At 38.8% G+C, this 21,127-nt stretch carries 18 protein-coding genes; 10 read left to right on the forward strand and 8 right to left on the reverse strand.

The features are described 5' to 3' along the window. Window positions 1–160: 160 nt before the first annotated feature. A complete protein-coding gene (gene ispE, locus BW935_RS07470; protein ID WP_076500110.1) occupies window positions 161–967 on the reverse strand; it encodes a 4-(cytidine 5'-diphospho)-2-C-methyl-D-erythritol kinase in 807 nt (268 codons plus the stop codon). Between the two features lie 569 nt (window positions 968–1,536). Between ispE and ilvD the strand changes: the two genes are divergently transcribed. The 10 genes from ilvD to truA all read left to right on the forward strand — a co-directional run bounded on the left by ilvD (window position 1,537) and on the right by truA (window position 13,987). Further along, the gene (gene ilvD / locus BW935_RS07475; RefSeq protein WP_076500112.1) at window positions 1,537–3,213 is read left to right on the forward strand and encodes a dihydroxy-acid dehydratase; all 1,677 of its coding nucleotides are present in this window, start codon (window positions 1,537–1,539) and stop codon (window positions 3,211–3,213) included. Window positions 3,214–3,227: 14 nt separating this feature from the next. After that, the gene (gene ilvB / locus BW935_RS07480; protein ID WP_076500115.1) at window positions 3,228–4,910 is read left to right on the forward strand and encodes a biosynthetic-type acetolactate synthase large subunit; all 1,683 of its coding nucleotides are present in this window, start codon (window positions 3,228–3,230) and stop codon (window positions 4,908–4,910) included. A gap of 11 nt (window positions 4,911–4,921) precedes the next feature. Beyond that, window positions 4,922–5,434: an acetolactate synthase small subunit gene (gene ilvN / locus BW935_RS07485; protein WP_076500117.1), complete on the forward strand. Its 513-nt coding sequence runs from the start codon at window positions 4,922–4,924 to the stop codon at window positions 5,432–5,434. A 12-nt stretch (window positions 5,435–5,446) separates the two neighbouring features. After that, window positions 5,447–6,490, forward strand: a complete 1,044-nt coding sequence (gene ilvC / locus BW935_RS07490; protein ID WP_076500127.1) for a ketol-acid reductoisomerase — start codon at window positions 5,447–5,449, stop codon at window positions 6,488–6,490. A gap of 3 nt (window positions 6,491–6,493) precedes the next feature. Next, a complete protein-coding gene (locus tag BW935_RS07495; protein ID WP_076500129.1) occupies window positions 6,494–8,005 on the forward strand; it encodes a 2-isopropylmalate synthase in 1,512 nt (503 codons plus the stop codon). 1 nt (window position 8,006) lies between these two features. Beyond that, the gene (gene leuC, locus BW935_RS07500) at window positions 8,007–9,407 is read left to right on the forward strand and encodes a 3-isopropylmalate dehydratase large subunit (protein ID WP_076500131.1); all 1,401 of its coding nucleotides are present in this window, start codon (window positions 8,007–8,009) and stop codon (window positions 9,405–9,407) included. A gap of 18 nt (window positions 9,408–9,425) precedes the next feature. After that, the gene (gene leuD, locus BW935_RS07505; RefSeq protein WP_076500133.1) at window positions 9,426–10,019 is read left to right on the forward strand and encodes a 3-isopropylmalate dehydratase small subunit; all 594 of its coding nucleotides are present in this window, start codon (window positions 9,426–9,428) and stop codon (window positions 10,017–10,019) included. 379 nt (window positions 10,020–10,398) lie between these two features. Further along, window positions 10,399–12,027 carry an alpha-isopropylmalate synthase regulatory domain-containing protein gene (locus BW935_RS07510; protein WP_076500135.1) on the forward strand — a complete coding sequence of 543 codons (1,629 nt, stop codon included), beginning with the start codon at window positions 10,399–10,401 and terminating at the stop codon, window positions 12,025–12,027. Next, window positions 11,996–13,057: a 3-isopropylmalate dehydrogenase gene (gene leuB / locus BW935_RS07515; RefSeq protein WP_076500137.1), complete on the forward strand. Its 1,062-nt coding sequence runs from the start codon at window positions 11,996–11,998 to the stop codon at window positions 13,055–13,057. Before BW935_RS07510 ends, leuB begins: the two co-directional genes overlap by 32 nt. 138 nt (window positions 13,058–13,195) lie before the next feature. Then, on the forward strand, window positions 13,196–13,987 hold the full coding sequence (gene truA, locus BW935_RS07520) for a tRNA pseudouridine(38-40) synthase TruA (protein WP_076500139.1): 792 nt from the start codon (window positions 13,196–13,198) through the stop codon (window positions 13,985–13,987). Window positions 13,988–14,215: 228 nt separating this feature from the next. On the opposite strand, the gene BW935_RS07525 is transcribed toward truA, so the two are convergent. The 7 genes from BW935_RS07525 to BW935_RS07555 form a co-directional block, all read right to left on the reverse strand. Beyond that, the gene (locus tag BW935_RS07525) at window positions 14,216–15,355 is read right to left on the reverse strand and encodes a hypothetical protein (RefSeq protein WP_076500141.1); all 1,140 of its coding nucleotides are present in this window, start codon (window positions 15,353–15,355) and stop codon (window positions 14,216–14,218) included. Between the two features lie 14 nt (window positions 15,356–15,369). Further along, window positions 15,370–16,512 carry a DUF4221 family protein gene (locus tag BW935_RS07530; protein WP_076500143.1) on the reverse strand — a complete coding sequence of 381 codons (1,143 nt, stop codon included), beginning with the start codon at window positions 16,510–16,512 and terminating at the stop codon, window positions 15,370–15,372. 32 nt (window positions 16,513–16,544) lie between these two features. Then, window positions 16,545–17,621 carry a 6-bladed beta-propeller gene (locus tag BW935_RS07535; protein WP_076500145.1) on the reverse strand — a complete coding sequence of 359 codons (1,077 nt, stop codon included), beginning with the start codon at window positions 17,619–17,621 and terminating at the stop codon, window positions 16,545–16,547. Between the two features lie 155 nt (window positions 17,622–17,776). After that, window positions 17,777–18,901 (reverse strand): hypothetical protein, encoded by a 1,125-nt coding sequence (locus tag BW935_RS07540; protein WP_076500147.1) that lies wholly within the window; start codon window positions 18,899–18,901, stop codon window positions 17,777–17,779. Between the two features lie 63 nt (window positions 18,902–18,964). After that, window positions 18,965–19,213, reverse strand: a complete 249-nt coding sequence (locus tag BW935_RS07545) for a hypothetical protein (protein WP_076500149.1) — start codon at window positions 19,211–19,213, stop codon at window positions 18,965–18,967. 81 nt (window positions 19,214–19,294) lie between these two features. Next, window positions 19,295–20,419: a hypothetical protein gene (locus BW935_RS07550; protein ID WP_076500150.1), complete on the reverse strand. Its 1,125-nt coding sequence runs from the start codon at window positions 20,417–20,419 to the stop codon at window positions 19,295–19,297. A 459-nt stretch (window positions 20,420–20,878) separates the two neighbouring features. After that, the gene (locus tag BW935_RS07555; RefSeq protein WP_076500152.1) at window positions 20,879–21,115 is read right to left on the reverse strand and encodes a hypothetical protein; all 237 of its coding nucleotides are present in this window, start codon (window positions 21,113–21,115) and stop codon (window positions 20,879–20,881) included. Between the last annotated feature and the right edge of the window lie 12 nt (window positions 21,116–21,127).

Genomic DNA, 21,127 nt, shown 5'->3' on the forward strand with positions numbered 1-21,127 from the left:
ATCAATGTCGTTTAGATAAAACTACAAGTTGAATTTAAACTTTTCCAAAGTTGTGTTAAAAGTAAATACAACCATTGTTTACAAATCTGAACTTTGGAAATTTACCCTAAACTAAACGACATTGAAATATAAATCTGACGTGAAATATATACGACCTCTATTACATCACTCCCTCAAATACAAAGTAACCTTCATTCCAACTCCCATTATTGACTTTCTTATCGAATAACCCAAACACTGTTGATCCTGATCCGGACATGGCAGCGTAGAAAGCACCCATTTCATAGAGTTTGGTTTTGATAGCTGCAATCTCTGGATATCGAGGGAAGATGCTGGCTTCAAAGTCGTTGACCAATTCATCCTTCCAGCGACTTCGGTCTGCAAGTACTGCTTTCAGATCCACGGCGGGGGCGGTTGGGGTCACGCCTGCATAAGCTTCTTTGGTTCCAATATGGATTTGTGGATTGATCAATAGCAGGTGCGTACATTTGAGGTCAAGGTCTATAGGTTCTAGGATTTCTCCTCTTCCAGTCGCGATTTTTGGAGTATTCTCTACAAAAAATGGACAATCACTCCCCAACTGCGCAGCGTAATCTTCCAAGAACCAATCTTCTAAATGAAGGTCAAAGAGATTGTTCATCAGTTTCAGTGCAAAAGCGGCGTCAGCTGATCCTCCTCCAAGTCCGGCGCCCATTGGGATATTTTTGTGTAGATGGATATTGAGGTGAGGTAGTTCATTGAAGTCTTTTCGAAAAAGCTTCAAGGCCTTCATGATCAAATTGTCCTTATCAGAGCCAGGAATTGGTAGGCCGGTACTCGTAAAAGTAGTTTTTTTATCCAAGATGATTTCAAGTGCATCATAAAGCGGGATGGGAACCATACAGGTTTCAATATCGTGATAACCATCTTTTCTTTTGGCTGTGATATGCAAGCCAAGATTGATTTTTGCATTTGGGAAACTGATCATGTGCCGAAATTAAAAATTCCTGATCAAAATTAACTCATTCTTAAAAAAACCATTGTTTTTGGAATACAAACAATATAAAATTCTGAAAACGCTTATTTTTCCTTTTCAATAAAACATGCATTTTATTAAATTATAATTGCTTAATAAATTTTATCATTATAAAAAAATTAACAAAATGCATATTTTGTTGCTGATTATGAAAAATCAGATTTTATTTAAAAATTTTTAAACAATTTCAATAAATTGGAAATTTTATTTTGAATTAAGTTAAAAAATATCTTCAAAATTTTTATAAAATAATTAAATACAGCGCTAAAAGATTGTGTTTATCGTAAAAAAACAATTAAAATATTGTAAGTATCGAAAATGGGCTTTAATATTGTATCGTTGATTGAAATTAAAAATAACCGCATGTCACGTCTAGTCATCTTTATTGGATTCCTAATTCTCATTATTGGAAAGCAATGAGGCGCTAGACTATATCATTCACACAACCATATAAATCTAGGTGCCTCATACAAGTGAGGCACTTTTTTTATAACCGCCTATTAAATAAACCTATTAGACCCATGAGTTTGAAAAAATACAGTTGGGAAATCAGTCAAAACGAAGAACATCCCGCAGGCAAGGCCATGCTGTATGCTACGGGTATGTCTGACAAACAGATGAATCAGCCTTTCGTAGGGGTGGCCAGTTGTGGCTATGAAAGTAACCCCTGCAATATGCACCTCAATGACTTCGCCGGTCTGATCAAAGATGCCACCAAAGCACATGATCTGACCGGTTTGGTTTTTAATACCATTGGAATTTCGGATGGGATCTCTATGGGAACTTCTGGGATGCGATACTCCTTGGTCTCGAGGGAAATCATCGCTGATTCCATAGAGTCGTTTATTTTGGGGCATTCATTTGACGCATGTGTTGCCGTAGCTGGATGTGATAAAAATATGCCCGGAGCGGTGATGGGAATGCTGAGGATCAATAGACCTTCCATCATGGTATATGGTGGTACTATCCGATCAGGTAATTATAAAGGAGAGAAATTAAATATTGTCTCAGCATTTGAAGCTTACGGAAAGCGTGTCAAAGGAGAGATGAATGATGTTGATTATCAGGGGGTCATTCAAAACGCTTGCCCTGGTGCTGGTGCTTGTGGTGGTATGTACACCGCCAATACCATGTCTTCTGCCATAGAGGCCATGGGAATGTCCTTACCTTATTCATCATCGAGTCCAGCAGATAGCCCTGAGAAACTAGCCGAATGCAAGGAAGCATCCAAATATATCAAGATACTCTTAGAGAAAAATATCACCCCCAAGGACATTGTGACTCGAAAGAGTTTGGAGAATGCAGTAAGGGTGGTAGTAGCTTTAGGAGGGAGTACCAATGCGGCGCTACATATACTTGCTATTGCCAAGACGGCCGGTGTAGACTTCACACTTGAGGATTTCAAGAGGATCAACGATGAGACTCCATTATTGGGTGATTTCAAACCTTCAGGTAAATTCATGATGGAAGATCTGCACGAGCAGGGTGGCTTGCCAGCATTTTTGAAGTATTTACTGAATCATGGCCTGTTACATGGCGATTGTCTCACAGTCACAGGAAAAACTTTGGCTGAGAATCTTGCTGACATAAATCCTGTCGTACCATCTGTGGTGAATGTGATCCATCCTTTGGAACAGCCATTGAAGGCCACGGGTCACCTCTGTGTACTCAAAGGTAATCTAGCTCCAGAAGGCTCTGTGGCCAAGATTTCAGGGAAGGAAGGAAAGTCATTTACAGGTCCTGCAAGGTGTTTTGATTCAGAATTAGAGGCCAATGAAGCAATTAAAAACAAGCAAGTCAATAAGGGCGAAGTGATCGTCATCAGGTTCATAGGGCCAAAAGGAGGGCCTGGAATGCCTGAAATGCTAAAGCCAACCTCAATGATCATAGGTGCAGGTCTGGGTTCAGATGTAGCCTTGATTACTGATGGTAGATTCTCAGGAGGTACGCATGGTTTTGTAGTAGGACATGTGACTCCAGAAGCTTATCTGGGAGGACCTATTGGTTTGCTCCGAGATGGAGATAAGATCACCATCGATGCTGATAGCTTAGCATTGAGCTGTGATGTAAGTGAAGAGGAGTTTGCCTCAAGAAGGAAGTCTTGGAAAAACAAAGACTTGAGTGACTTGCAAGGTACTTTGAAGAAATACAATCAATTGGTGTCTACAGCTTCTGAAGGCTGTGTGACAGATAAATAATCAATTCCAACACCATGATAAGAGGAGCAGATATCGTAGTGAAATCATTGATAGCTGAAAGTGTGCAGCACATTTTTGGCTATCCAGGAGGAGCCATCATGCCTGTATATGATGCGCTATATGATTACCACGATCAGATCAAGCATATACTGACACGCCACGAGCAAGGAGCAATTCATGCGGCGCAGGGCTATGCACGTGTATCAGGAAAAGTGGGCGTGGCTTTGGCCACCTCAGGCCCAGGGGCGACCAATCTGATCACTGGTTTGGCAGATGCAATGATAGATAGTACCCCGCTCGTTTGCATCACAGGACAAGTGGCAGCGCATCTCTTAGGCTCGGATGCTTTTCAAGAGACTGATGTAGTTGGGATTTCTATGCCTGTGACCAAGTGGAATATCCAAGTCAGAAGGGCTGAGGATATTGCTCCCGCTATTGCTAAGGGGTTTCATATCGCCAGATCAGGTAGGCCAGGTCCAGTACTGATTGATATTACAAAAAATGCTCAGGTAGAAGCTGGGATTTTCAATTATGTGCCATGCTTGAGTATCCGATCTTATAGACCTTTTTTTCCAGTAGATCCAAAAGCGATAGTTCAGGCTGCTGCATTGATCGATCAAGCAGAAAGACCTTATGTCCTTTTTGGTCAAGGTGTGATTATTGGGAAAGCCGAATTGGAGTTGAAAGCATTTTTGGACAAAACAGGTATTCCTGCAGCATCTACTTTACTAGGCTCGGGGGCATTGTCAGAAGATCATCCGGCATATGTTGGGAAGCTGGGTATGCATGGTAATTATGCACCTAATCTATTGACTAACCAGTGCGATGTCTTGATCGCCGTAGGGATGAGGTTTGATGATCGGGTGACGGGTGATTTGTCTAGGTACGCCAAGCAAGCTAAAGTCATCCATTTAGAGCTAGACCCCGCAGAGATCAATAAGAATGTCAAATGCGAAGTTCCTGTATTGGGTGATTGTAGAGAGAGTTTGTCCTTATTGATAGATGCTGTCCAGGAAAACAGCCACCAAGAATGGTTGGGGAAATTCAGAGAGTTGGAACTCCTAGAGCAAGAATCTGTGATCAATCATGACCTATCGCCGACCAAGACCGGCTTGACCATGGGGGAAGTCATTCGCTATATCAATCAATACAAAGCAGATGATGCGGTACTGGTGACAGATGTAGGACAGCATCAGATGATCGCCTGGAGGTATTTCAATTATAAGAAAAGTAAGACACAGGTTACTTCAGGCGGATTAGGCACCATGGGTTTTGCATTACCAGCAGCATTGGGTGCTCAGATGGCTGATTATAGCAAGCAGGTGATCTGTGTGGTAGGTGATGGCGGAATACAAATGACCATCCAAGAGCTAGGTACCATTATGCAGACTAAGGCACCTGTTAAAGTTGTCTTGCTCAATAATAATTTCCTCGGCATGGTGAGACAGTGGCAGCAAATGTTTTTCGATAGGAGGTATTCATTCACTGAGTTGGATAATCCGGACTTTATCAAGCTGGCTGATGCTTATGGAATCAAAGCAGTCAAAGTAGAAGAGAGAGAGGATCTCAGTGAAGCAATTGCAGACATGCTACTCCACAATGGTCCCTACTTCTTGGAAGTAGTAGTAGAGAAAGAAGACAATGTATTTCCAATGATCGCTACAGGATGCTCTGTAGAAGAAGTGAGACTTAGCTAAACTAGGCTTATATGAATCGTTACACCATATTAATCTACACTGAGAATTTTATCGGTATCCTCAATAGGATCACCATCATCTTCACTAGAAGAGGAATCAATATCGATGCATTGACTGCTTCTGAAAGTAGACTGGATGGAATCCATAAGATCACCATCGAATGTACCGTGACTGAGGCACAGATCATACACTTGGTGCAGCAAATCGAGAAGATCACTGATGTGATTAAGGCTTATTACTTCAAAGACTCGGAAGTAGTCTATCAGGAAATAGCACTCTACAAACTGCCCATAGATAGTCTAGACGCTAGCCTTGAGAAAGTGATCAGACAGTACAATGCCCATATCATTGCCGCAGAAAAGGAATTTGTGGTCATCGAATTCACAGGACACAAAGAAGATACTCAAGCCTTGTTAGAGACATTGAAGCCTTACAGTTTGCTTGAGTTTTCTAGGTCTGGTCGAGTGGCCATAGCAAAGCCTAGATTTTCCGTATCAGAATATTTAAATCATCAAACCTTATAAAAACCAATAACTATGAAACTGAAATTTGGATCAGTAGAAGAAAATGTAGTAACCAGAGAGGAGTTCCCTTTGGAAAAAGCTAGAGAAGTACTAAAAGACGAAGTGATCGCAGTACTGGGATACGGTGTGCAGGGGCCTGGTCAGGCACTGAACTTGAAAGACAATGGCTTCAATGTCATCGTAGGTCAAAGAAAGGATTCCAAGACATGGGATAAAGCTGTTGCAGATGGCTGGGTTCCTGGAGAGACTTTGTTTGAATTGGAAGAAGCTTGTGAGAAAGGAACTATCATTCAGTTTTTACTTTCTGATGCTGGGCAGATTGCACTATGGCCCATGGTGAAAAAATATTTGACACCTGGCAAAGCCTTGTATTTCTCTCATGGATTTGGAGTGACTTACAAGGAGAAGACAGGTATTGTCCCTCCTGCTGATGTGGATGTGATCTTGGTAGCTCCAAAGGGTTCAGGTACATCTCTGAGAAGAATGTTTGTAGAAGGTAGAGGCTTGAACTCTTCCTATGCCATCTTCCAAGATGGAACAGGCAAAGCAAAAGATAGAGTCGTGGCACTTGGTATAGGTGTTGGTTCTGGATATTTGTTCGAAACAGATTTCTACAGAGAAGTGACCTCCGATTTGACTGGAGAAAGAGGTACCTTGATGGGTGCTATCCAAGGGATCTTTGCAGCACAATATGAAGTATTGAGAGCAAATGGTCATACTCCATCTGAAGCCTTCAATGAAACTGTGGAAGAATTGACTCAGAGCTTGATGCCACTGGTAGCTGAAAATGGTATGGACTGGATGTATGCCAACTGCTCTACTACGGCTCAGAGAGGTGCTTTGGATTGGTGGAAGCCATTCAGAGATGCTACCAAGCCCGTGTTTGAGCAATTATACGATTCAGTCAAGACAGGTAAAGAGGCTCAAAAGTCAATAGACTCCAACAGTAAGTCAGATTACAGGGTCAAGTTGGAAGAGGAGTTGAAGGAATTGAGAGAATCAGAAATGTGGCAAGCAGGTGCTGTCGTCAGAAAGTTGAGACCAGAAAATAATTAAGTTATGAGTGAAAAGCTATGGATATTCGATACCACCCTGCGAGATGGGGAACAGGTGCCGGGTTGTCAATTGAATACCCGTGAAAAAATCGTGGTCGCTAAGGCATTAGAAGAACTAGGTGTTGATATCATTGAAGCTGGATTTCCAATATCTAGTCCGGGAGATTTCAATTCAGTAGTAGAAATCTCCAAGGCAGTATCCAATCCGATTATTTGCGCCCTTTCTAGAGCTGTGGAAAAGGATATTGAAGTAGCTGCCGAAGCGCTCAAATATGCCAAAAAGGGAAGGATTCACACTGGTATTGGTGTGTCTCCTTACCATATTCAATACAAATTGCGATCTACACCTGAAGATATCATTGAGCGGGCTGTCAGAGCAGTCAAATATGCCAAGCGGTATGTGGAGGATGTAGAGTTTTATGCTGAAGATGCAGGTAGGGCAGAGAAGGATTTTCTTGCACGTATAGTTGAGCAAGCTATCAAAGCAGGCGCTACCGTGATCAATATTCCCGATACCACAGGTTACACTTTGCCAGAGCAATACGGTGGTATCATCAGATATTTGAAGGAAAATGTGTCCAATATTGACAAAGCTATCATCGCCACGCATTGCCATAACGACTTGGGAATGGCGACAGCAAATACCATCTCAGGTGTGCAGCATGGGGCAAGGCAGGTAGAAGTGACGATCAATGGGATCGGTGAAAGAGCTGGAAACACCTCTATGGAAGAAGTGGTCATGGCGATCAAGTGCCACCATGATATTCCTGTGGAAACGAGTATTGTCACCCCTAAGATCTACGAGACTAGCAGGTTGATTTCCAAGTTGATGAATATGCCCGTGCAGCCAAATAAAGCCATAGTAGGTAGAAATGCCTTTGCACACTCCTCTGGGATTCATCAAGATGGTGTATTGAAACATAGAGAAAATTACGAAATCATTGATCCTAAGGAAGTTGGTGTACATGAGTCATCCATCGTCTTGACCGCTAGAAGTGGAAGAGCCGCCTTGAAACACCACTTGGATGCACTCGGGGTAGTATTGGAAGGGGAGGCATTGAGGGAAGTTTATGAAGACTTTCTCGTCCTTGCAGATTCCAAGAGAGATATAGGGCCTAAGGATCTGATGGGACTAGTAGGCAAATATATCGATGATTCTACTTTGATAGAATTGGAGCAAGTGAGCTATCAGTCTAATGGATCAATCCAAGCAGAAGTGAAATTGAAACTCGGAGATCAATCTCATCATGCATCATCTACAGGGAATGGGCCAGTAGATGCAGTACTCAAAGCCATCGAAAAAATTGTGAAACCAGAGATTGAATTGGAGGAATTCCTGATTCAGGCGATCACTGCTGGAAGTGATGATGTAGCCAAAGTGCACATGCGGATCATGCAAGGCAAAGTTCCTTACTATGGATTTTCATCAAATACCGATATAGTATTGGCATCAGCTCAGGCGTTTGTCGATGCACTCAATAAAATACCCGTCAAAAATAAAGTGACAGTAGCCTAACATGGAAAAGAAAACATTATTTGATAAAGTATGGGATGCTCATGTGGTCAAGTCAGTACCTGATGGTCCTGATGTGTTCTTCATAGATAAGCATTTTATCCACGAAGTGACCAGCCCAGTTGCTTTTCTCAATCTAGAGAAGCGTGGCGTAGGAGTTTTGTATCCCAATAGGACAGTAGGTACTCCTGACCACAATGTACCCACCATCGATCAGGACAAGACTATCAAGGACAAGTTGTCTAGAATGCAGGTCGAAAAACTAAGAGACAACTGCAAGAAGCATGGTATTGAGTTGCATGACTTGGGGACTGCCCATCATGGTATCGTACACGTGATTGGGCCAGAGTTGGGCATTACCCAACCAGGTATGACCATCGTCTGTGGGGATAGCCATACTTCAACCCATGGGGCATTCGGTGCAATAGCTTTTGGTATCGGTACCTCAGAAGTGGAAATGGTACTCGCTACACAATGTATCATGCAGAGTAAGCCAAAGAAGATGCGTATCACAGTCGATGGTGAACTTGGTGCTGGAGTGACTTCTAAGGATATTATTCTATACATTATTTCAAAAATCTCAGCTGCAGGTGCGACGGGTTATTTTGTAGAGTATGCAGGTACTGCTATTCAAAGTCTCAGCATGGAAGCCAGAATGACTATATGCAATATGAGCATAGAGATGGGAGCAAGGGGTGGATTGATTGCACCAGATGAAGTTACTTTTGATTATTTGAAAGGGAAGCAGTATGCGCCTCAAGGAGCTGATTGGGAAGCTGCAGTAAGTGAGTGGAAGTTACTCAAGACCGATGAAGGAGCGACTTTTGACAAGGAATATAGCTTCGATGCAGCAGATATTGAGCCGATGATCACTTATGGCACCAATCCCGGAATGGGGATCAAAGTAGTCGGTAACATTCCAACCACCGATGGCATGGAAGGTAGCAATAAGAAGACTTACTTAAAGTCACTTGACTATATGGGTTTCCAACCTGGAGAAGCAATCAAAGGCAAGAAAGTTGATTTTGTCTTTGTGGGCAGTTGTACCAATGGCCGTATCGAAGACATCAGGGCAGTAGCACAATTTGTCAAAGGCAAAAAGAAAGCAGAGAACATTACCGCTTGGATAGTGCCAGGTTCTAGGGAAGTAGAGAAGCTGGCTTATGAAGAAGGCTTGGTGGCGATTCTAGAGGCAGCTGGTTTTGAATTGAGACAGCCAGGATGCTCTGCATGCCTAGCCATGAATGATGATAAAATCCCCGCAGGAAAATATGCTGTGTCTACGTCCAACAGGAACTTTGAGGGAAGACAAGGGCCAGGTGCAAGAACAATGCTTGCCAGTCCATTGACAGTGGCTGCGGTCGCTGTGACAGGAGAGATATGTGACCCTAGAGAAGTGCTTTAATTAAAAAAATTAGAAAAAATGGCTTACGATAAATTTAATGTATTGACTTCTACGGTCGTCCCATTACCAACTGAAAATGTGGATACCGACCAGATCATTCCCGCAAGATTTCTTAAAGCTACGGAGCGTGAAGGTTTTGGAGACAACCTTTTCAGAGATTGGCGATATGATGTAGAAGGCAATCCAAAAGCAGATTTTGTGCTGAATGATGCTACTTATTCTGGCAAGGTATTATTGGCGGGGAGAAATTTCGGCTCGGGCTCTAGTAGAGAACATGCCGTTTGGGCGCTTTATGATTATGGATTTAGATGTGTTGTATCTAGCTTTTTCGCTGATATTTTCAAAAATAATTGTCTGAATATCGGAGTACTTCCTGTGACGATTACACCTGAATTTGCAGAGGTATTATTCTCAGCAATTGAGTCAGATCCTAGCACTGAAGTAGAAGTGGATATTGACAAGCAGACAATCACCCTTTTGAGTACAGGTCAATCCGAAACCTTTGATATCAATTCCTATAAAAAGGAAAATATGAAGAATGGTTTTGATGACATCGACTATCTCTTAAATCTAAAAACTGAGATAGAGGAGTTTGAGAAAGGGGTAAGGTAGAGGAAAGACATAAGACACAAGATTCAAGAGACCTTTGAGGTCTTCTAGACCTCGAAGGTCTTCAGAATTAAAGTTATTAAAATGAAAGTATAATGAGTCAAATCGAAGTCTTCTTTCATAAATCAAGAAGGTATTTTACATAAAATAGTGAAAACAACCCTGAAAGGGTTAAACCTTGAATATCTTGTCCGTCGTGGCGGAACCCCGGGTCGCAACCCAGCGATTAAGATGACATCATCAAGCACCAACCCTGAAAGGGTTGAACTTGAAGATCCTGTAAATCAAATTGATATCGTTTTTCCAATAACACATCAAATACCAAAACTTCATCCTTCATCCTTCCAAAATCTTAAATCCTTACGCTACAATCTAAAATCACATGGGTACGCACAGAAAAATAGAAATCATGGATACCACACTGAGGGATGGCGAACAGACCTCGGGGGTGTCATTTCTACCTTCTGAAAAACTCCAAATAGCCAAGTTACTCTTGGAGGAATTGAAGGTGGATCGTATTGAAGTGGCTTCTGCACGTGTCTCCAAGGGAGAGCTTGAGGGTGTGCAGAAGATTACCCAGTGGGCAGGAGAGAGGGGGTATTTAGACAAAGTAGAGGTGCTTGGTTTTGTCGATACGCCAGCTTCGGTAGACTGGTTGGTAGAAGCTGGAGCCAAAGTCATGAACCTCTTGACCAAAGGCTCGCTCAACCACCTCACCCATCAACTCAGAAAAACACCTGAACAGCATTTTGAGGATATCCGTAGCTGTGTCAATTATGCGAAAAGTAAAGGCATAACAGTCAATGTTTACCTAGAAGACTGGAGTAATGGTATGCGCAATTCTATGGATTATACGATGGAATTGATCGCTTTTCTCAACGAAATCTCTGTGAGAAGAATCATGCTCCCAGATACGCTTGGTCTACTCCATCCTAGAGAGGTTACCCACTTTGTCAAATTGATTACAACCGAATTTCCGGACTGTCATTTTGATTTTCATGCGCACAATGACTATGATCTCTCAGTGGCGAATGTGCTGGAGGCCATTTATAATGGAATTGCAGGCATTCATACCACTGTCAATGGACTTGGAGAGCGTGCTGGAAATGCCCCCTTGGAGTCAGTAATTGCCGTCTTGAAGGACTTTACAGATTATCGAATTGGGCTCAACGAGAACAAGATTTTCAGGGTGAGTAAATTGGTAGAGCAGTTTTCTGGTCAGCATATTCCTGCCAATAAACCTGTGGTTGGAGAGAATGTATTCACCCAGACTGCAGGGATTCATGCTGATGGAGATAACAAAAGGAACCTTTACTTCAATGACCTGCTTCCAGAGCGATTTGGTCGTCAGCGAAAATATGCTCTTGGCAAAACTTCAGGAAAAGCCAATATCCTCAAGAATCTTCAGGAGCTTGGAATATCCTTAGAACCAGATGAATTGACTAAAGTAACTGAAAAAATCATCGAGCTTGGAGATAAAAAGGAGCGTGTGACTACAGAGGATCTACCCTATATCATTTCTGATGTATTGCAAAACAATTCGATTTCGAAGAATATCTTTATCGAAGGATATCACATGACTCACTCCAAAGGTCTGAAACCTACCGTGCAATTGAAGATGAGTATACATGGGAAACCTTATGAAGAGCATTCTTCCGGAGATGGTCAGTATGATGCTTTCATGCGCGCATTGGTTAAAATTTATAGATCTCAAGGACTCCAGCTTCCTAAATTGACCGATTACCATGTCTCTATTCCTCCTGGGGGAAAGACAGATGCATTTGTAGAAACAGTCATTACTTGGGATTATGGAAAAATTTTCAAAACCAAAGGTTTGGATTCGGATCAGACAGTAGCAGCAATGATGGCTACTGAGAAAATGTTGAATATTATAGATAAAATGAGTCATAGCGCTCCTGATCGAGTAAATCTCAAGGAGCTGAAAAATCAAAACCCAGAACAAAACAAAGAGAATTTCTATGGAAATGAATATAGCGCTTCTGCCAGGTGATGGCATAGGACCTGAAGTAATCGCTCAGGCTGTAAAAGTGGTCAGAGCTGTTGGAAAGAAGTTTGGCCATACGATCAATTTTGAAGAAGCTCCTGTGGGTGCGGCTGCAATCGATCAAACAGGCAATCCCTATCCAGATACTACGCATGAAGTTTGCTTAAGAGCAGATGCGGTGCTTTTTGGAGCTATCGGAGATCCTAAGTATGACAATGATCCCAAAGCTAAAGTGAGGCCAGAGCAAGGTCTCTTGGAGATGAGAAAAAAATTGGGGCTTTTTGCCAATGTACGTCCAACTTTCACTTTTCCATCACTGATTCACAAATCTCCCTTGAAACTTGAAAGAGTGGAGGGTGTAGATTTTGTTTTCTTTAGAGAACTGACAGGAGGGATCTATTTTGGTGAACCAAGAGGAAGAAATGAGCAAGGGACCAAAGCATTTGATACCAATGTCTACACCAAAGAAGAAATCACGAGATTGGCTCGGATGGGTTTCGAAGCTGCGCAGAAGAGAAGAAAATTGTTGACTTGTGTAGATAAGGCTAATGTATTGGCTACTTCTAGATTGTGGAGAGAGACTGTACAAGAACTTGCTCCAGAGTACCCTGATGTCAAAGTAGAATATGAGTTTGTAGATGCAGTAGCTATGCGCTTAATCCAATGGCCAAAAGCTTATGATGTATTGATTACAGAGAATCTTTTTGGAGATATTTTAACTGACGAAGCTTCTGTGATTTCAGGCTCTATGGGTTTGATGCCTTCAGCTTCAGTTGGTACAGAAAACAAGCTGTTTGAACCTATTCACGGTTCCTATCCACAAGCAGCAGGCAAAGACATCGCGAATCCATTGGCTACGGTGCTTTCAGCAGCAATGATGTTTGAATACGCTTTTGACATGAAAGCCGAAGCCCAAGCCATTTCTGATGTAGTCAATAAATCCTTGGCAGAAGGAATCGTAACCGAAGATATCGCCGAAGGTGCCAAAGCCTACAAGACCTCCGAAGTAGGGGATTGGTTGGCGGAGAATCTTTGATTGCTATCATTGTCATGAATAATTACAGCTAGCTTTCGCAAAGTTTTAAAACTTTGGGAAAGCTTTTTTTCATTGAATTGCTACTTTTGTATTCCATTTACACTTCCCTATTTTTAAGCTTTCATTCAATTCAATTTCATGCAAAACAAACCCTTCACCTACCTTTTTTATATTCAATATTTAGGTCTGCGCTATCATGGCTGGCAAAGGCAGCCGGGATTGAAGACTATTCAGGGAAGGCTTGAGCGAGTGATCAAATATGTGCTAGGGCATGAGGAGTTCAATATTTTGAGTGCGGGTAGGACAGATTCGGGAGTTTCCTGCCACCGAGGTGCATTTGAGTTGTTCAATATGACTGAGATCGAACTGGAATCATTTATCACTCAAGTCAATGAAAATTTGCCAGATGATATCAGATTGCTCGAAGGGCAGCGGGTATCTTTAGACTTCAATATCATCCAGGATGTGACGGCTAAGGAATACAGGTATTATTTTGCAGTAGGGGAGAAGTTTCATCCCTTTGCAGCAGGCAGTCTTACTTTTTTTCAAGGAAATGTCGATATAGCACGGATGAAATCAAGTGCTAGACTTTTCATAGGAGCGCATGATTTCAGAAGATTCTGCGCCAAACAAAAGCAGTCGGATAATTACCGTCGTGAGATATTTGAATCTGAGATTTTGGAAGATTCATTGATTTTGGCAGATGGTTCTGAAGCGTGCAGATATTGCTACAGGGTAAAAGGAAAAGGCTTTCTGATGCATCAGGTCAGACTGATGATGGGGAGTCTTTTGGGTATAGGCCGTGGAGAAATCACCGAAAATGATATTCTAGAAGCTTTTCAAAGTCAAGATCAAAGTCCCTTTTGTGGCAAAGTGCCAGCGAATGGCTTGGTGTTGTATGGTGTTGAGTTTCTAAAGCAATCAAATTGACTTCCTCAGTGACATCAGACAATCTCACTTCATGGACATTTTTAGGATCAACTGCAATACGCCATAAATCATCTGTAGTGCTTTGATTGCAGCCTATCAGCAGTAAAACCTAGTAGTGTATTTGAAATTGATTATATGGTTTATATCTTCTCATTCATATTTTTTTAGTAAAAAGCTCTTCAAACCTTTCATTGGGTTTTGGAGCATTAGGATGAATAAAACGGCCTTTTATTGACTAAGTTCAAAAACCGAGTACTTAGAAAAATCCTGCTCAACCTCAACACTTTCTTGATTTCTAAATAAAATTGAAGCCTTTCCAATGGTTAAAATTTCCGAATGCGGCTCCATGTCTTTTGGAAATGGAATTTCTGTTGTTTTTTCACCCTCGATGTCAATAATCATCAATTGATAAGAACTTGGATCTTGATATGCTAGGTAGCTAGGGTTTTTCTCTGTTTCTATTTGTATATCTCCTTCTGATTTTCCGGTATAGTAAAGTAACAAGAGATGTCCATTTCCAAGTTTACTGAGAGAGACATTCCGAGCTTGATTCGTTTTTAAAAATGAAGCATGATTCAATTCAATTTTTCTAAGCAATTTGAAATCATCATTGAGATCATAGATTCCAAGCAAATTACTATTCCTGAAAGTCAAATACAGTAAGTTTTCATTTTGATCGAGATGAAAAAATTGAATAGGACTAAGGTATTGTTGCTCTAGTTCAGCCTGACCAAAGAAGTCTAGATCTAAATTCAAAGCCCAATTGATCTCATTTGAATTGGTATCATAATATTCTATGAGTTTCTTTTCCCTCAGATTTTCTTTGGGGTCAAATCTATGGACTCCAATATTTGGGAAAAAACTACAAAAAAATTGAATTCCTGAATCTCCTTCTTTTGTAAAATAAGGCACATTAGTACGAGGGCCAGTATAAAGATTGACTGTGTAATAAGAAGAAAAAATAGTCCTGTCAATGACACTCCATGATTCATTATAGTGGATGAACTCTTGAGAACTCAACAAATAGTAACCCGACTTATCTCGATCAAATGACGCGGCAATTATATTAGACTTATACTCGTCAGGTCCTTCACCCACTCTTTTGATATTTTCTGATATTTCTCCAGCTTTATCAAGCAATAGAAACTCTTCTCTAATAACATCATAACCCAAAAAAACGCCCTTATCCTCTTCAAAATCAAGTATCCGAATTCTATTTTCATGGTTGACCTTAAAGGAATCAACCTTTACTAAACTAAATCCTTTCTCACTATATGAGTCATCAGATACCTTCTTGCTACATGAAAATACAGTAGAGGCTATTAAGAGTAAAGTGAAAATTAAACTTCTGTTTATTTGTATATTCATATTCCAACATTTCTTTATTTACTCAAACTTAACCTGACAAACCCAAACTCATCTTCTAGATTGATGAATAACCAAAGCTTTCCGTCTTTCATGAAATAATCATTGTCAAATTCTGACAATTCCTTGATTTCACGTTCCATAAGAAAATTGAATTCGGTATCAAAAACACTTAGAAATACTTTTATTTCTTGGACTTCACCATAAGTTTCCGTTGACTTTTCTGTACCTTCCTCTGCATAGATTGTTTTCGTGGATAATCGATAATACTGCTTAGATTCAGGATCCCATACGGGCTTATAAAATTTCACTTGTTCGTAGAAATGTTTTACCTCCTTTATTATTTCTTCAAGAGATCCAACCCTAATATTTGGAGGATTTACTCTTTTGGGAGTAAGAGTAGGGTTGTAGTCTACAAATTTCAAAGCTTTTTCTTTTAAGTCATAATATACGATCTCGTTAGAAAATTCATAACTAACAATAATCTTATTATTTTGATTTTGAAACTCTATACTAGGATCTACAATATTTCCAGACCGAGCACTTCTAATGCTCAAATCGCCATAAGATTTTTTTGAATTGAGGCCTAAACGGTTTACTTTATTTTCTTCTACAGACAAGACATCAAGATTAATTTCAACATTTTCATAATCGTAAGAAAGACCAAAAACAAGTAAATCTTCCGCTTCTGCTATGATTTGTCTCCTTGGATATTCTCGATAGACTTCTCCATTTGAATTAATTGATTTTCTCCAATCTATTCTTTGAATTAAGTTTCCAGAATTATCAAAAATCCCAGATTCTACATATGATTTGATAAAAAAGCGATTATCTTTTAACACATTGAAACCCACGAAAATTTCGCCAGTTCCATTTGGTCCTTCTTTTTCAAAACCAATTCTTTTTTTAAACTCAAGCTTTTCAAGATCTATTTGATCTAAGGAATGATTAAAAGAGTTGTAAGAAAAAATTGTCCTCCCGTCAAGATCTAAATCAGAAAATGAAGCAAATCCCCATAAATCTAATATTTCATTTTTGGAGTCAATTTTCACAGTATCTAATTGATAATAAAATACCTGAGGAGAGTCAAAGGTGCTTTTTTGCCCGCAAGAGTATAGAAGAATGGATATAAGCAGAAATTTAGACTTAAAGTGATCCATGTTGTTTTAAAATTTAAACAAATAGGGTATTATTACCTCAGTTTGACAATACCAATTATAGGGTTAAGTTCCTCCTTTGATCTATTAGAGAATTTTGCTGTTTTGATATAAAAGAATAAATCGTTTTTTAAGTCTAATGGTCTTAGAATGACAGGATCCTTTTTAGAATCTAAGATTCCATTTTTGGCTACAAAACTCTCACCGCTTACCTTATTTTGAATAAATAACCTTCTTTGACGTTCCTGGTCATATTCACAAATTAGGTATGAATTTGAGTTCAATATGTTTAATATTTGTAATTCCTTAAATCCATCATCATCAATAACTTGTTTTTTTTCAAAGTTTAATTTTATGACTGGCTGTAGATCTTTTTCGACTATTTGATATACCGTATCTCGTAGTAGATTTTCTCTTGTTAAGACAGGGAAATAGAGAAATGTCCCATCTTTATTCTCTGAGATGTAATGCATATATTGGTAATTCCCCACCATTTCTTCTTTTAGAAAGACTGACTTTACAGGAATTGTAAACTCTATTTCCAAATCCGAAGAGGCCTTTCTCAAGAATGCTTCGTTTGTAAACCCATCTTCAATTTTGTTACTGTAGGTTTTTAAAAACATGTATAAATTTCCTTCGCTGAAATGAATATAGTCTGTTCCATGCGATAGCTTGACCTCTTTTTTGAAATTGAAAAATTTATCATAAATCAATATTCGACTATCAGAAGCGATATATATATTTCCTGATTTAGGGTCTATTGCAAATGTTACTATACCATTGTACTCACCAGGTCCATCCCCTTGATTTGAAATCTTATCAACTAGTTTTCCTCCAAGGTCAAAAATTAAAATTTTGTTTATGTCCGCTACAAATAGGTGGCTTTCATATAATTTGACATCACGAACTGTTGATAGTAAAGAGTTTTCACTTGTTTCTAGTTGTAATTCTTTAGACCATTCTGATAAATCAGAAATATTTATAATATCATCAGATTGCGAAGGAACAGTATAGGAAGTCAATTCATATTCAATAGGGGCAGAGCAACCAACAATCGAAGAATAAATACTGACAATGGCAATTATAATGTTGATAGTATATGATTTATACATTATTCACGTTATTTTTTTTATAATTTAATTATTGTATATTAATTTTACATAAGTTCAATTGATCGAGTCAATCCTATAAGTAGTTACATCTTCTTTGCTTTCATTAAAAAAGCTGGATCAAATTTTCCACTCTGCATATTTCTTTATACCACTCTTCATTTCGTAATCTGATAAACCCCATACCGCACAAAATCCTCTTCTTCATCTGGATTGATCAACTTTACCAGGATGGAATTATTGGGCATGGCTATTTTGATTTGTCCATGTGGGATTTCTAGGTCTTTACTGAGCTGTTTCTCTTCGTCAAAGATGATGATGCGATGATAATTTGGGTCTTTAGAAGGTCTATAATATTGGTCTTCCTTTATTTTTGCTTCAAAGATGTTCTTTGGTATTTCCTTGAAATAGTCCAAAACGATTAATCCTCCGTCTAGTTGAAACAAAGCTGAATTTTGAGATGCGAGGGAATAGAACCCAGCATTTGATAAATTTTCCCGAGAAATGGGGGATTTCTTAAAACTGCCGAACTCCCCATGGTTTATCTTTATTTTTGATATTGTTTTTGAGGTCTGTAAGTCAATGACAGTTATTTCATCATCAAAAGTTGAAGTCACTAAAAGCTGATCTTTCTTTTTATTCATTGTAAAGATCGGGTTATACATGGCTTTTATGGAAATATCTAGATGCTTGTATATTGGTCTTTCAGAAATTGGAGCTAAATAATACTCTTTTCCAGATTTCATATCAAACAGCTCAATCAAACTCTGATTATCGAAGCTTTTTACACTCATAAATCTTGCTGTTCTCGAAGGGTAAGTGGCAAATACTAAATTCTCTTTTCCATTTCCTTTGTAAAAGTAAACGGGTGCGGGAGAATTGAAAAAAGTGAGAAATGGATTCCTTAGTGCAAATTTCTTACTTTCTTTGAATTCTAAATTTCTATCGTAAATTAGAAGTTGATGGGTAGTGATCACCCAAATATTACCACCTTCACCGAATCCCAAAAAATTCATTGCTGTATTGACCTGACCTGGTCCTTGGCCTTGAAGTTCTTTTCTCTTTAATATGGTTCCCTTTTGATCTAATAAAATTACAACGAAGTCTTTACTACCCCTTTCAAAAGCTATATATTGCTTTTTGATTGGATCATAATCCACAATCTCTACTGAACTCAAAGAATTGATTTGAAACTCGCTAGTTTTCCGAAGTTTATACTGAGCAAAGGAATAGGTGGAGAAAAATGTCAGCATTAAGCATGTAGTAATGAAATTGATTTTCATAAGCCGATATATCATTTAGAATTTACAAATAAGCTGACCGTCAACAGTCAGCTTATATAAATATCAAAGTAGCTCTGGATCTTCGCTTTCTCCACAGTTGCAGGTTACATTTTCTTCGTCTGGGCAGTAAAATCTACGTGTACTTAAGGTACAATCATTTACAGTCATAGAGCGTTGCCAGCTTTCATTACATCTAATTTCGCATGATCCAGCATTATCCAAAGAAGCTGATCCACTACCTACAATTGTTGCCAACTGACTTCTCTGGAGCATTTCTCCTGTAGAAAGCCCCAATTTTTCTAAATTTATCATAATTTTAATTGTTTTAATGATTGTTATGATATTCCGATCATTTTAAAGCATCCGGGATTTCTGCCTTTTTATTATTTGCATTCATTTTGTAATCTGATAAACCCCATACCTCACAAAATCCTCTTCTTCATCTGGATTGATCAACTTTACCAGGATGGAATTATTGGGCATGGCTATTTTGATTTGTCCATGTGGGATTTCTAGGTCTTTGCTGAGCTGTTTCTCTTCGTCAAAGATGATGATGCGATGATAATTTGGGTCTTTGAAATGGTGATAAAATGGATCTTCAGTGATTTTTTTCTCAAAAGTCCCGTATGGAATTTCTTTGACATAGTTCAAGATAATAAGTCCTCCATCTAGCTTTATGATTTTCAAATTCAAAGAAGCTAACGTATGAGGAGGGTAGCTAGGTAAGGTTTTGATAGATATGGGTAATTTTTTGAAACTCCCAAAATCTCCATGGTTGATGTTAATTTTTGATATGGAATTACCTGTGAGTAGGTCTATTATAGTTATTTCATTATCTAGAGAAGCAGTGATATACAATTTGTTTTTTTCTTTATCCTGTGTGAATACAGGTCTATATAAGGACTTGATAGAATTGTCTAAGTCTTTAGATATTGGCCTGTTTCTTATCGGGACAAGAAAATAATTTTGGTTATTAGATAAGTCATGGAGTTCCATCAAATGTTGAGATCTTAAGTCTTTTACACTTGTAAATCTAGCGGTATTTGAAGGGTAGGTTCCAAAGACAAGTTCATTCTTGGACTTATCCTTGTAAAAAAATATTGGAGATTCAGCTAATCTATATGTAAAAAATGCATTGCTATTGACATATTTAACAGCGGTTTTGAAATTCAAGTTTTTATCGAAAGTAAGCAATTGGTTTGGCGTGATTACCCAAATGTCTTTTTTATCAGAATATCCTAGGGCATTCATTGCTGAATTAAATTGACCAGGGCCCTGTCCCATCAGATTTTTTTTCTGGAGGATGTTCCCTTTGTCATCAAGAATCAATACAACAAAACCCTTGCTTTCATTTTCATATCCCAAATACCGCTTATACACAGGATCATAATCCACAATCTCTACTGAACTCAAAGAATTGATTTGAAACTCGCTAGTTTTCTGAAGTTTATACTGTGCAAAGCAATTGGTGGAGAAAAATGTGAGTATTAAGCATGTAGTAATGAAATTGATTTTCATAAGCCGATATATAATTTAGAATTTACAAATAAGCTGACCGTCAGTAGTTAGTATCCAAAAACATCAAACTAGCTCTGGATCTTCACTTTCTCCACAGTTGCAGGTATTTCTGTTAAATCTAACTCTCTCAAAGTACGATTGCTTATAAGGCTTAGAATAGAAAGACTTGTTTATTGACTAGGATTGGGCACAAATCGGAAGTATTTCTTAGATTATCCAGAATAAATGAAGCTACTGTTATAAACGTAAAGATTAATACTATAAAAAGCAAGTTTAGTAGGAATTTTTGAGGTCGAGTTTAAGTAGGGCTTCTACTTCTACAAGGTGGTTAGGCGAAACAGTATCTTTCGAAATTAATCATGTATTTTCACAATTTATCAAACTAGAAAAAGCCATCTAAAAAAAGGTTTTAGTCAAGTAAAGTTAAATAGAATATTATTTTAGATGTTTTTTATGCGGTTAATTTGAAAGATTATATTTTTGATATAACTCTTCCATCACCATACTATGAGTTCTTACTTTACCTTCTTGATAATCATTTACTCCCCTATTGATGGACTCTTTGGTATCCTCATCTAAGGAATTCCAAAAATCCATTTCATCTTCAAAAAGAAGATTTCTAATTTGATTTAAAATAATCTCATTTTCGGTTGCCATGATTTTTTCAATCAAGGTATATTTTAATAATTTGTCCATGATGAAATTTAC

The sequence above is a fragment of the Belliella pelovolcani genome, assembly GCF_900156785.1.
Lineage (GTDB): Bacteria > Bacteroidota > Bacteroidia > Cytophagales > Cyclobacteriaceae > Belliella > Belliella pelovolcani.

Coding starts and splice junctions, on each gene's coding strand:
- ilvD (WP_076500112.1), top strand. CDS start 1,537: ATGAGTTTGAAAAAATACAGTTGGGAAATCAGTCAAAACGAAGAACAT.
- leuD (WP_076500133.1), top strand. CDS start 9,426: ATGGCTTACGATAAATTTAATGTATTGACTTCTACGGTCGTCCCATTA.
- ispE (WP_076500110.1), bottom strand. CDS start 967: ATGATCAGTTTCCCAAATGCAAAAATCAATCTTGGCTTGCATATCACA.
- BW935_RS07555 (WP_076500152.1), bottom strand. CDS start 21,115: ATGGACAAATTATTAAAATATACCTTGATTGAAAAAATCATGGCAACC.
- BW935_RS07495 (WP_076500129.1), top strand. CDS start 6,494: ATGAGTGAAAAGCTATGGATATTCGATACCACCCTGCGAGATGGGGAA.
- BW935_RS07525 (WP_076500141.1), bottom strand. CDS start 15,355: ATGAATATACAAATAAACAGAAGTTTAATTTTCACTTTACTCTTAATA.
- ilvC (WP_076500127.1), top strand. CDS start 5,447: ATGAAACTGAAATTTGGATCAGTAGAAGAAAATGTAGTAACCAGAGAG.
- ilvB (WP_076500115.1), top strand. CDS start 3,228: ATGATAAGAGGAGCAGATATCGTAGTGAAATCATTGATAGCTGAAAGT.
- leuC (WP_076500131.1), top strand. CDS start 8,007: ATGGAAAAGAAAACATTATTTGATAAAGTATGGGATGCTCATGTGGTC.
- BW935_RS07510 (WP_076500135.1), top strand. CDS start 10,399: ATGGGTACGCACAGAAAAATAGAAATCATGGATACCACACTGAGGGAT.
- BW935_RS07540 (WP_076500147.1), bottom strand. CDS start 18,901: ATGAAAATCAATTTCATTACTACATGCTTAATGCTGACATTTTTCTCC.
- BW935_RS07535 (WP_076500145.1), bottom strand. CDS start 17,621: ATGTATAAATCATATACTATCAACATTATAATTGCCATTGTCAGTATT.
- truA (WP_076500139.1), top strand. CDS start 13,196: ATGCAAAACAAACCCTTCACCTACCTTTTTTATATTCAATATTTAGGT.
- BW935_RS07530 (WP_076500143.1), bottom strand. CDS start 16,512: ATGGATCACTTTAAGTCTAAATTTCTGCTTATATCCATTCTTCTATAC.
- leuB (WP_076500137.1), top strand. CDS start 11,996: ATGGAAATGAATATAGCGCTTCTGCCAGGTGATGGCATAGGACCTGAA.
- BW935_RS07545 (WP_076500149.1), bottom strand. CDS start 19,213: ATGATAAATTTAGAAAAATTGGGGCTTTCTACAGGAGAAATGCTCCAG.
- BW935_RS07550 (WP_076500150.1), bottom strand. CDS start 20,419: ATGAAAATCAATTTCATTACTACATGCTTAATACTCACATTTTTCTCC.
- ilvN (WP_076500117.1), top strand. CDS start 4,922: ATGAATCGTTACACCATATTAATCTACACTGAGAATTTTATCGGTATC.